This is a genomic window from Autumnicola aciditolerans (assembly GCF_041679265.1).
Lineage (GTDB): Bacteria > Bacteroidota > Bacteroidia > Flavobacteriales > Flavobacteriaceae > Autumnicola.
Genome location: NZ_JBGFSM010000003.1, coordinates 323,717 through 334,035, shown reverse-complemented (window position 1 = coordinate 334,035; position 10,319 = coordinate 323,717). Strand labels below are relative to the sequence as shown.

At 36.0% G+C, this 10,319-nt stretch carries 11 protein-coding genes; 4 read left to right on the top strand and 7 right to left on the bottom strand.

The features are described 5' to 3' along the window. Positions 1-560 precede the first annotated feature (560 nt). The 6 genes from AB8M93_RS04985 to AB8M93_RS04960 all read right to left on the bottom strand — a co-directional run bounded on the left by AB8M93_RS04985 (position 561) and on the right by AB8M93_RS04960 (position 6,714). A complete protein-coding gene (locus AB8M93_RS04985) occupies positions 561-1,625 on the bottom strand; it encodes a hypothetical protein (protein WP_373056468.1) in 1,065 nt (354 codons plus the stop codon). Continuing rightward, positions 1,625-2,974 (bottom strand): DNA cytosine methyltransferase, encoded by a 1,350-nt coding sequence (locus AB8M93_RS04980; RefSeq protein ID WP_373056467.1) that lies wholly within the window; start codon positions 2,972-2,974, stop codon positions 1,625-1,627. The genes AB8M93_RS04985 and AB8M93_RS04980 overlap by 1 nt, the downstream gene beginning before the upstream one ends. Before the next feature lie 2 nt (positions 2,975-2,976). Beyond that, positions 2,977-3,285, bottom strand: a complete 309-nt coding sequence (locus tag AB8M93_RS04975) for a helix-turn-helix domain-containing protein (RefSeq protein WP_373056466.1) — start codon at positions 3,283-3,285, stop codon at positions 2,977-2,979. Positions 3,286-3,329: 44 nt separating this feature from the next. Continuing rightward, on the bottom strand, positions 3,330-3,764 hold the full coding sequence (locus AB8M93_RS04970; protein ID WP_373056465.1) for a very short patch repair endonuclease: 435 nt from the start codon (positions 3,762-3,764) through the stop codon (positions 3,330-3,332). Positions 3,765-3,920: 156 nt separating this feature from the next. Beyond that, the gene (locus tag AB8M93_RS04965) at positions 3,921-5,081 is read right to left on the bottom strand and encodes a tyrosine-type recombinase/integrase (RefSeq protein ID WP_373056464.1); all 1,161 of its coding nucleotides are present in this window, start codon (positions 5,079-5,081) and stop codon (positions 3,921-3,923) included. A 166-nt stretch (positions 5,082-5,247) separates the two neighbouring features. Continuing rightward, the gene (locus tag AB8M93_RS04960; RefSeq protein ID WP_373056463.1) at positions 5,248-6,714 is read right to left on the bottom strand and encodes a S41 family peptidase; all 1,467 of its coding nucleotides are present in this window, start codon (positions 6,712-6,714) and stop codon (positions 5,248-5,250) included. A 129-nt stretch (positions 6,715-6,843) separates the two neighbouring features. Here AB8M93_RS04960 and AB8M93_RS04955 point away from each other — a divergent pair, with 129 nt between their 5' ends. From AB8M93_RS04955 to AB8M93_RS04940, 4 genes are read left to right on the top strand one after another with little or no spacing between them, the layout of a single operon-like run. Then, positions 6,844-7,359, top strand: a complete 516-nt coding sequence (locus AB8M93_RS04955; RefSeq protein WP_373056462.1) for an RNA polymerase sigma factor — start codon at positions 6,844-6,846, stop codon at positions 7,357-7,359. Then, positions 7,334-7,789, top strand: a complete 456-nt coding sequence (locus AB8M93_RS04950) for a hypothetical protein (RefSeq protein ID WP_373056461.1) — start codon at positions 7,334-7,336, stop codon at positions 7,787-7,789. Before AB8M93_RS04955 ends, AB8M93_RS04950 begins: the two co-directional genes overlap by 26 nt. 10 nt (positions 7,790-7,799) lie before the next feature. Next, the gene (locus AB8M93_RS04945) at positions 7,800-8,330 is read left to right on the top strand and encodes a DUF4252 domain-containing protein (protein WP_373056460.1); all 531 of its coding nucleotides are present in this window, start codon (positions 7,800-7,802) and stop codon (positions 8,328-8,330) included. Positions 8,331-8,332: 2 nt separating this feature from the next. After that, positions 8,333-8,923: a DUF4252 domain-containing protein gene (locus AB8M93_RS04940; RefSeq protein ID WP_373056459.1), complete on the top strand. Its 591-nt coding sequence runs from the start codon at positions 8,333-8,335 to the stop codon at positions 8,921-8,923. Between the two features lie 53 nt (positions 8,924-8,976). Here the strand turns inward: AB8M93_RS04940 and purB are convergent, their stop codons facing one another. Then, positions 8,977-10,314: an adenylosuccinate lyase gene (gene purB, locus AB8M93_RS04935; RefSeq protein WP_373056458.1), complete on the bottom strand. Its 1,338-nt coding sequence runs from the start codon at positions 10,312-10,314 to the stop codon at positions 8,977-8,979. Positions 10,315-10,319 lie beyond the last annotated feature (5 nt).

Genomic DNA, 10,319 nt, shown 5'->3' with positions numbered 1-10,319 from the left:
AAATTTTTGAGCAAGAGTGAGCACATAATCTCAAGTTGAAAAAACGAGAACTTTAAAGAAGTTCTTGTGCACAGCGGCTACGGTTAACGCAAGTCACGGGATTAGGGACACGAACTTGTCGGCTTAATTGATTTCTACCTGGTCTCTAAAATAACAATTTTCAGTATACCACCCGTTATTTGCTGTTAACCGATGTTGCACATAGAAAATTTCCCCAAAACTGGTAAAAAAGAAAATCAATTTTTAGATCGGGGTGAGAGTCAGCGTAATGGTTTTAAGGATCAGTGAGTGTCAGATTATTATTTATTCAGAATGATTTGCCGCCATATTTAACTTTTTTAACCATCATTAACTTCTTAATCCAGCGTTTGAGTGATCACGTTTTTAATCATTAAAAACGGAATCTCTATAAATTTATTATGTGCAACGGTTACGGTTATGGACAAGTAGCGGGAGTAGGGATGCGGATTTGTCGGCTTAACCTTTTGTTTCCTGGTTTTCTAAATTACACTTTTTCGGCAAAACCCGCTATTTGCTATAACCGATGTTGGCCACTGGCTTTATTGTACTTTTATCAAATAAGATAAAATACTTTTGATATTTAAATGACTTGCATCCTTAATGGATTTCGCATTTTGTGACACTAGTTTTATCCAATCTGAAATTTTAGTTTTTTCCGATGTTCTGTATTCCCAATATTCTGAAAGTTCTTCTGCAGAGGTTTCTCTTAATATTTCTAAAACTTCATTAAAATTTTTAACTAGATTAAAGAAAATCTTTGGAACATTTTCATATTTTTTTTCTTCAATAATTATTGATTCCTGTCCCCCTGAGGTAAACATATCCCTAATATTTCTATTAACAATTGACTTACGACTAACTAACCAAATAGAAACTCTTTTATACTTAGTTAACTTACTACCAAAAATCTCTGGAAAATAAACCATTGCACTATTTCTAATCTTTGACTTTTGGCTTTTTGATAAATCTGTATAATGTTTAATTATTAAGTCACTAGCTTCTCCTACCTCTTGATTTATCCACCATAAATCTTGGCCTGGCTTTAGTTTACTTTTATAGTATTTAGTAATTGGTTTAATTGGATTTTTCTTTTGTCTTAATGTATCATATGGTGTATTAATTTTATCAAAAATAGTTTTCCCTTCTTCCAAGTTCATATCAATAAGATATCTTGGAGAATGTGTTACGACAACTTCAGATAAACATTCTTCGTATGCTCTAGCCCTGAATTCAATTGGTGTTCCGAGTTTACCAAAAAGCATATAAATGCGTTCTACGTCTTCTATTCTTGTAGATTCTAATACACTGTTACCTGTTGTTTTCCAATGATTTTGAGTAGTTGTTTTAACTTCGATACCAAATAATTTGTCAACTACTATATCAGGAAACTTCTGTCCGCCCCATTCTTCTATTGTGCCTTCGAAGTTAGTCCCTTTTGCTAAATCCGACATAATATCGCATACATAGGGTTCTAGCTTATTTCCCCGTAATTGCTGTATTTTCTTTGGTGATTTAATTGCGTGCGAATTAAGTTCCTTTATAGTTAAACTCAGTAAATTGTCAAATTCGCTTTTTTGTGGTTCTGGATTTACAGATACAACCATTATTTATTAAAGTATAAATCCCAAAGGTTTTCTATCCTTTTAGCCAAGTTATAAGCTAAAAGAGGTGGGACTGCGTTACCAATTATTTTATATGCCTTTGATGGACTCACTAAAAAAGAACCCTTTCGACCATTTTTATTTTCAATGACAAAATCATAGTCTGGTGGAAAAGTTTGAATTAATGCACATTCTCTAGGAGTTAATCTTCTTTCTTTAAGACCTTTTGAAAGCTCGTAGTCTAATATTCCTCCATTTTCCTTAGATAGCCTCCTGAATTCAATATTCCCGTGATGTTCTGCTCTAATAGTTGGACTTATGCCTTTAGGTTTAATCTCTATCTGTCCTTGACAGTGTTTACCCATAAATTTCGCTTTAGAATAGAATTTTTGGGATAGATCATTAGTTACTTCTGGTTCTTCTAATTTTTTAAATAGATCTTCTAAGCAGGCGTGCTTTTTTAAATTTTCGCCTACTGAATTATAGGCGTGAGTAGGTTTTGGATAGGGATTATATTTGTCTGAAATTATTTCTTTTTCCAATTCTTTTAATGCGGATTTTCTAAGAGCGGATTTATTTATGCCTATAAAAAATACTCTTTCTCTTGATTGTGGAACGCCAAACTCAGCTGCGTGTAATACTTGAGGTTTTAGTACTAGATATCCATTTTCTCCTATCGATGAAAAGTCTTTTTGTATTATGTCTTTTACATTGGATAAATTTACTAGGCCTTTTACATTTTCAGCGATAAAAATTTTTGGCTTTGTAATTTCTATCACGTGTTTCATCCACATATATAGTTTCCCTCTTGTTTCTTCTGTTGGATTGTTTTTCGCATTTAATTCACCTTTATGATTTTTATGTGAATTAAAACCATTTCTTTTTCCAGCTACACTAAAATCCTGACAGGGAAATCCACCAGTAACAATATCAACATTTTCAGGAAAAACTTTGGTTCCATTTTGATGCATTTTTACTAATTCAACAATACTTTCTGTTTGATAACTTTCTATGTTATGACCTCTTTTAGAAAAATAATTGACCCACGCATTTCGAGCGTCTTTTAAAATATCATTTGCAAAAACAGTTTTGAAACGAGTCTTTTTTAATTTCACAAAATCCTCGTTCACTTCTTCGTTTATGAAGTCAGGATTTAGCAGTTCATTTACTGAAGATTTTAGCACCGAAAAATCTCCTTCAAAACCTAAGTCCATACCTCCACAACCTGAAAACAGGGAAAGCATATTTAATGTAGACCTATCATTGTTATTTAGCGGTTCCGAATTAAATCTGGCATACAATTGAGGTTCCTCAACTATGTTTGTATTTTTTGTATCGGTGGTTGTATGCATTATTATTTTGTACTTGAATGAGTTTTTAAATATCTAATTTTTTCTTCTGCTACTTTTAATACTTCGTTTGCACAGTCTTCGTTAACAATTTCATATGCTATTTTGTCGCTTATGAATTGGACTAGTAAATCGTTTATGTCAAGATTTAGAATTTCGGACAGTTTTACAAGTAACTCTTTTGTTGGTTTACGTTCATTTCTTTCAATTTTGCTCACAATAGCTGGATCAATTTCAATATAAGCCGCAACTTGTCTTAAAAGTAGACCTTGAGCTTGACGTTTATCTCGTAAAATTTGTCCGACAGTTTTCATTTGAAAATATTGACTTGACAGTTAGTGTCAAAAATAGATTAAATTCAAATTGAGTTTTTATTGCCAGACATAATTTTATCAACAAGGTTATTCAAGGTTTTTTCTCTTTTTTTCTTTTTAAGTTGGCATTCCCAAAGGACTACGACGTTCCAACCGAGTTTTCTTAATTTGGAAATATTTTTTTCATCCCTATGAATGTTCTTTTCTATCTTGGAATACCAGAAATCCGTATTTGTTTTAGGCATTACATAGATTTTACAGTTTTTATGTCCGTGCCAAAAACAACCATTTATTAAAATTACAGTTTTATATTTTGAAAGTTTAATATCTGGTTTTCCAGGAAGTTTTTTATCGTGAAGCCTATATCGAAAGCCTTGTGAAAAAAGATATTTTCTGACTATCATCTCAGGTTTGGTATCCTTTCCTTTTACAGAACGCATTATCTCACTTCTTCTTTTTTTGCTCACTTTATCTGCCATATGGCAAAAATACAAATCAGGAATGAGGGTTAGGCTTAATTATAAAAAGGATAATTTATTAGAGAAGAAATCCGATATATAATGTTTAAGTTCAAATTTTGTTTAAAGCTTGTGGCCAACTCGTTATATCAAATCAAATATATTCATTTAAAAGAACTAATTCCGGGATAAACGCAGTTTTTGGTCTTCATTATCATTTTGCAATAATGCCTTAACTGCTACATCCATTGGGCTCTGGATTCTTAAGAGATCCATTTGCGTGACGTGAGTATAAATCATAGTTGTTTCTGGTTTGGAGTGACCAAGCAATTCTTGAATATGTCTTAAACTTACTCCGTTTTCAAGCATGTGGGTGGCATAAGAGTGCCGTAAGGTATGTGGCGTAACGCGTTTATTAATTTTAGCTCTTCTGCAGGATTTTTTGAGAAAACTTCTTATTGCGGAAGCACTATAATTGTTATCCTCATAACCTTCTACAAATCTTTTTTTAGGTTGGTAAGTTTTTAGGTAATTATACAAGATGGGCACAAATGTATCTGCCATACCAACATATCGGTCTTTCCTGCCCTTGGCTTGAGAAACAAAAATTTGTCTTCTGTCCATGTCAAGATCAGTAAGTTTTAGTTTAAGAACTTCTCCAATACGTAATCCTGAGGAGTATATAAGTGCAAGAATTGCACGATGCTTTAAATTTTTTGTTGCAATGAGCAATTCAATGGCCTCTCTCTGGGAAAGGATAGTGGGTAGTATCCTGCTCTTTTTAGGCCGGCTTAATGACTCTTTATTTATAAGCTCCATATTATTTAATTCTACAAAATGAATCAAAGCGCTCATACATTGTCTATGGGTACTAATGGAGTAGTTTCTTTTTGCGATTTCCTGTTCAAAAAAAATGGAAATTTCCCTATTGCCAGTCTTGGCTAAAGGTTTTTTATTAAATTTTAAAAATTTCAGGATAAAGCTGTAATATGTCTTTACAGTACTTTCACTATACCTTTTCCCTCTAAGGTAATCTACATACTGCCATAGATATTTCCTTTCAAGCCTGCCGAGTTCAGGATGGCGTGGAGCCTTTGCTTTTTGCACCTGGGCTTCCAATTCTTCCTTTTCTATTTCACACAATTCATCGTTTAGATGGTTAAGGAGTGTATTAAGATTTTCAGGAGAGTATAAAATATAAAATACTTTATTGGTGTTGCTCCATTTTACATCTGGAAGTTGCATTAGATGTTCTTTTAATTCCAGATCGTATATAAATGATATACCAATTTGCAGTTTATCCCGATGCCGGAGCCCAAAAAGTTTTATTTTCTTCATGGCAATTTGTATTTCTCTAATATACTGAAAAACAAATCACCTGATTTTCTTCCATTTAAAATTATTTACAACCTTTACCTTCTGCTTTTTATGCTAAAAGATGAAGTTTCACAAAAGAGCAAGCTCCGGAATTTCCGGAGCTTGCTAACATTTATTCTCAAAATCTTTAATCCTTTGTATCAAGCAATTTTTTTGCAGATTCGGGAATACCATCTATATACATTTTTTTATATGTAGGTTCTTTAACCCTGGATTCACTAAACTCTTTATACCCATAATTCGTTTCTGGATAAAATCTTCTTGCACCTCTTATAGCGTCCAATGCCGCTGATAATAGTGGTTCTGAAGGGTCGCCCAAAATTCCAAGGTTCCTAATATCCTCTTCAATGGCAACTTCAGGAATAATTCCATTAAATGGCACCGAAACATCCTGGGCATTAACAGATTCCAGCACCAGGGGTTGGATAGCATAGGTATGGTCTGGGTTTGCGTTCGCTCTTCCAAAATTCGGACTGTCATATAATGTCACAGATGCCTGTGATTTCCCGGTGGTAGTATCTCCCACCTGGATAACATCAATATAAGGTTTTAAACCGTTAATTACCAATTCACTGGCAGAAGCAGAGGAAGAAGAGGTAATAATATAAAGGTCATTTAGATTTAAGCTGTTAATATTTTCATTATCGTCTATTTCATCGGTAAATCGGTTATAGAGAGATTCAGGTTCTTCACTTTCAAAATAAGCCTGATAAGTATCATTCCATTTTTCTTTCGAAAAAACTTCACCATTAAACTGGCCGGTGATCATACTGGCCAGGCGAGTGGCAGAACTTACTCTTCCACCACCGTTATACCTAAGGTCAAGGATAAGCTTAGAAATTCCTTCAGATTTCAATTCAGCAAAAGCGGCATTTAGTTCATCATCAAAATCGGCAATAAAACTGTTGTACATAATGTAGCCTACCTTCATTCCGTCAACATCCAGGGATTTTTTAATTAAAATAGGATTTTCTGTAAGGGTTTGGCTTGTGATGCTAACGGTTTCAGAAGTTTCAGAAATAGTATTGTTATTAATTGTGGCAAGATGAAAAGTAATTTCATCACTATTCAGCAAACTTGTATAATTGTCTATAGTAAGGTCCTGCCCGTTAATTTTGGTAAAAAGGTCACCACGCTCTATACCCATTCCCACTGCATTACTGTTTGGAATGATATACCTTACCAGTCCAAAAAGCTCATCAGAATTTGAAAAACGGTAGAGGCGGTAATCCACCCCGGTGGTCTTGGTTATTCCGCTAAAACTGTTTTCCAGGGCAATATAATCAGGAGTGATGTAACTGAAGCGGTCTTCATCTGCAACTAAACCCTCGTAAAAAAGATCTTCGGGGCCATCAAAGCTGGAGAGGAATTCGTTTAGGTCTTCTTCACTGCTGAAGTAAGTATCTGCAAGTTCAGGAATTTGGTTTTTATAGAGATATATATTGTTCATACCCCTGTATACAAACTGTTCAATATCGAGGTTTTCTGGATCTGTGGTCACCGTATCATCAATAACATCATCTTCGTCCTGGGAACAGGAAGTTAGCAGGAGCCCGCTAAAAAGGAAAAACAATAAAAATTTATTTACTTTCATACAATTAATTTTGATTTTAAAGCTGCTAAAAATAAGGAGATTACCGGTATTTAAAAATTTCCTGTAACAAAACTTTTTTATAATCGTCGTAAAAGTGTAAGAGTGCTTACTAACCGTCCAATAATTAGCATGACACAAAATGAATTTCTTGAAATAATAAATCCTGCAAAGGATAAGATGTACCGGCTGGCGCGAAGGTTGCTTACCTCTAAGGAAGCAGCCGAAGATGCAACACAGGAAGTGATTCTTAAGTTGTGGGGAAGGCGCGAAAAGATGAAGGAATATGCCAATGTTGAAGCCTACACCATGACGGTTACAAAAAATTATTGTTTAGACCAGCTCAAGCTGAAGTATAACAATAATTTGAGAATAGTTCATCAAAATTATGATAGTGGTTTGGTCTCCATACAAAAACAGACTGAACTTAATGATGAACTTGACTGGGTAGAGAAAATTATAAGAGAACTGCCGGAACAACAACAGGTGGTGTTCCAGCTAAGGGATGTGGAACAATATGAATATGATGAAATTTCTGAAATAACCGGGATGAATCAAACCGCAATTAGAGTGGCTTTATCCCGAGCCAGGAAAAAAATAAGAGAAAGTTTAACAAAGAAGCATGAATATGGAATTAGGAGAAGTTGAAAAATTGATAGCTAAATATGAAGAGGGGGAAACCACTCTGGCAGAAGAGCAAAAGCTGAAGGAATTCTTTAAAAATAATAAAGTACCTGAACGTCTTAAGGTTTACCGGTGGATGTTTGGCTATACCGCAGCGGCAAGATCTGAAACTTTTAATGCAGAAGTGCCCGTTGCAAAATCGAAAAGGAAAAAATACCACTGGATGCCCATAGCCGCAACTATAATATTTGCCATAGGTATTTTCTTTTATCAGCAAAATGATAAGGATGCCAACCTGAATGAAATGGGCATGACCACAGAGCAGGAAATAGCATATCAACAGGCAAAACAAACCCTGCTGATGGTTTCCGGGTACATGAACGAGGGAAAAGAAGATCTTGTTTATATAAAAGAACTTAATAAAACCGCAAATAAATACATCAATCTTAAATAACACCAAAATTATGAAAACAATTATCTTTTTAATAGTACTGGCCTTCAGCCCAATAATACTGCCGGCGCAGTCTTTTGAAAAATACGATGGGATGAAGGGCGTAGATGGGGTGGTAATGACGAGCAAAATGTTTAAAATGCTCGCAGACCTGGACCTTAGCGATAATGATCCTGAAGCCCAGCAATATCTTAGGCTTATCGAAAATCTTAAGGAAATAAGAATGTTTACCACCAAAGACAAGAGCGTGATGGCCCAAATGAGCAAGGATGTTGGAGATTATTTGCAAAAGGGCTCCCTGGAACAACTAATGAGGGTAACCGAGGATGGGAAGAATATAAAATTCTATTCCAGGCCAGGGAAAAACGATACTTCTGTAAGTGAGCTTTTTATGTACATGGAAGGAATGAATAGCGGAGATCCTATCTCGGTGATCCTGAAAATTACGGGAGAGATAGATCTTTCCCAGCTTTCTAAGCTAGCTTCAGACCTTAAAGTTCCCGGGGCCGATGAGTTGAAAAACGTAAACACCAAATCCAGGTAATTATGAAAGCGAAGTTTTGCATTATAGGCTCTATGCTGCTTATGCTGCTTTTGGCCTGCAACAATAAGCCATCTCTCCAGGAATATTACGTAGAGAACCAGGAGGACAACCAGTTTCTTGCTTTAGATATTCCTGCGGGAATGTTTACCAACAGTGAAAGTTTAGATGAAGAGCAGCGGGCAACCTTGGAAACCGTGAAAAAAATCAATTTGCTTGCCTATCCGGTAAAAGCGGGGAATGATAAATTTGATGCTGAAATGACTAAGCTGGAAGAAATCCTGAGTGACGAAAAGTATCAATTACTTATAAAGTATGGCTCTGGGGAACGTAAAGCTGAAGTTTATTTCACCGGGGATGAAGATGCTGTGGATGAGTTAATTGTATATGGGTACGACAAAACCAAAGGCCTTGGAGTTGCCAGAGTTCTGGGAGAGGATATGAATCCCGGAGACCTTATTAAGCTAATGACCAGTATGAAGAAAGGAGAGGTAAATGTGGAAGGGCTAAGCGCGATAGGGGATGTTTTTATGGATAGCCATCAAACTGCAGAACCTGTAGAAATACCTGCAGACACCATGGAAGTCGCAAAATAAATAACTGCTTGAAGTTAAAAAGGTCCGGACGTGAGTCCAGACCTTTTGCTTTTTTAGATCCCGGTATAATTCTGCGGGGTAATATCTCGCATCTCGGTCTTGACAGTTTCAGGCACTTCCAGGGTTTCAATAAAATCGGCAATGCTTTTTTTGTTAATTTTCTCGTTGGTACGGGTAAGTCCTTTCAGTGCTTCATACGGATTTTTAAAGCCTTCCCTTCTCAGGATGGTTTGTATAGCCTCGGCAACCACGGCCCAGTTATTCTCAAGATCGGCGTTGATTTTTTCTTCGTTCAGCAGTAACTTATTCAGTCCTTTAAGTGTAGATTTAAAAGAAATAAGCGTATGCCCAATGGGAACCCCTACATTTCTTAAAACGGTACTATCGGTTAAATCGCGCTGAAGCCTGCTCACCGGAAGTTTAGAGGCCAGGTGTTCAAAAATAGCATTGGCAATGCCCAGGTTGCCTTCGCTGTTTTCAAAATCTATAGGATTCACTTTATGGGGCATGGCAGAAGAACCTATTTCCCCCTTCTTAATTTTCTGCTTAAAGTAATCCATAGAGACGTAAGTCCAGATATCCCTGTCCAGATCAATTATAATGGTATTAATTCTTTTTAAGGCATCAAAAAGAGCAGCAAGATGGTCATAATGCTCAATTTGAGTGGTAGGAAATGAATGGTGTAAACCAAGTTTTTCCTTCACAAACTGCGAACCAAATTCTTTCCAGTCCACTTCTGGGTAAGCAACTTTATGGGCATTATAATTTCCTGTAGCGCCACCAAATTTTGCGGCATGAGGAATGTTCTTCAGCATATCCATCTGCGCTTCCAGGCGGGTGATAAAAACATCAATTTCTTTTCCCAGGCGGGTAGGAGAAGCCGGTTGGCCATGAGTCCTTGCCAGTAAAGGAACTTTAGACCAGTCCCGGGATAATTGTATTAATTTTTGCTGAACTTCCCTTAATGCCGGAACATATACGGCATTTATCGCGTCTTTAATGCTTAACGGAATGGCAGTATTGTTTATATCCTGAGAGGTAAGGCCAAAATGAATAAATTCTTTTGATTCTTCCAGCCCAATTTCATCAAATTTCTGCTTAAGAAAATATTCTACAGCCTTAACATCATGGTTGGTAGTCTTTTCTATTTCTTTTATGGCTTCAGCATCCCTGGTGCTGAAATTTTCATAAAGGGCCCTTATTTTAGGAAAAACAGAAGAATCTACGGCCTTTAATTGCTCCAGCGGCAGTTCGCATAAGGCTATAAAATATTCCACCTCTACTTTTACACGGTATTTAATTAAGGCTTCTTCACTAAAGTAGGCCGAAAGCTCTTTTGTTTTAGAATGGTACCGGCCATCTATTGGGGAAATTGCGGATAAGGCTGTCATTTTTA

Excerpts from the sequence above, each read along its gene's own strand:
- AB8M93_RS04985 (WP_373056468.1), bottom strand. The coding sequence starts at position 1,625 with ATGGTTGTATCTGTAAATCCAGAACCACAAAAAAGCGAATTTGACAAT.
- AB8M93_RS04980 (WP_373056467.1), bottom strand. The coding sequence starts at position 2,974 with ATGCATACAACCACCGATACAAAAAATACAAACATAGTTGAGGAACCT.
- AB8M93_RS04975 (WP_373056466.1), bottom strand. The coding sequence starts at position 3,285 with ATGAAAACTGTCGGACAAATTTTACGAGATAAACGTCAAGCTCAAGGT.
- AB8M93_RS04970 (WP_373056465.1), bottom strand. The coding sequence starts at position 3,764 with ATGGCAGATAAAGTGAGCAAAAAAAGAAGAAGTGAGATAATGCGTTCT.
- AB8M93_RS04965 (WP_373056464.1), bottom strand. The coding sequence starts at position 5,081 with ATGAAGAAAATAAAACTTTTTGGGCTCCGGCATCGGGATAAACTGCAA.
- AB8M93_RS04960 (WP_373056463.1), bottom strand. The coding sequence starts at position 6,714 with ATGAAAGTAAATAAATTTTTATTGTTTTTCCTTTTTAGCGGGCTCCTG.
- AB8M93_RS04955 (WP_373056462.1), top strand. The coding sequence starts at position 6,844 with ATGACACAAAATGAATTTCTTGAAATAATAAATCCTGCAAAGGATAAG.
- AB8M93_RS04950 (WP_373056461.1), top strand. The coding sequence starts at position 7,334 with ATGAATATGGAATTAGGAGAAGTTGAAAAATTGATAGCTAAATATGAA.
- AB8M93_RS04945 (WP_373056460.1), top strand. The coding sequence starts at position 7,800 with ATGAAAACAATTATCTTTTTAATAGTACTGGCCTTCAGCCCAATAATA.
- AB8M93_RS04940 (WP_373056459.1), top strand. The coding sequence starts at position 8,333 with ATGAAAGCGAAGTTTTGCATTATAGGCTCTATGCTGCTTATGCTGCTT.
- purB (WP_373056458.1), bottom strand. The coding sequence starts at position 10,314 with ATGACAGCCTTATCCGCAATTTCCCCAATAGATGGCCGGTACCATTCT.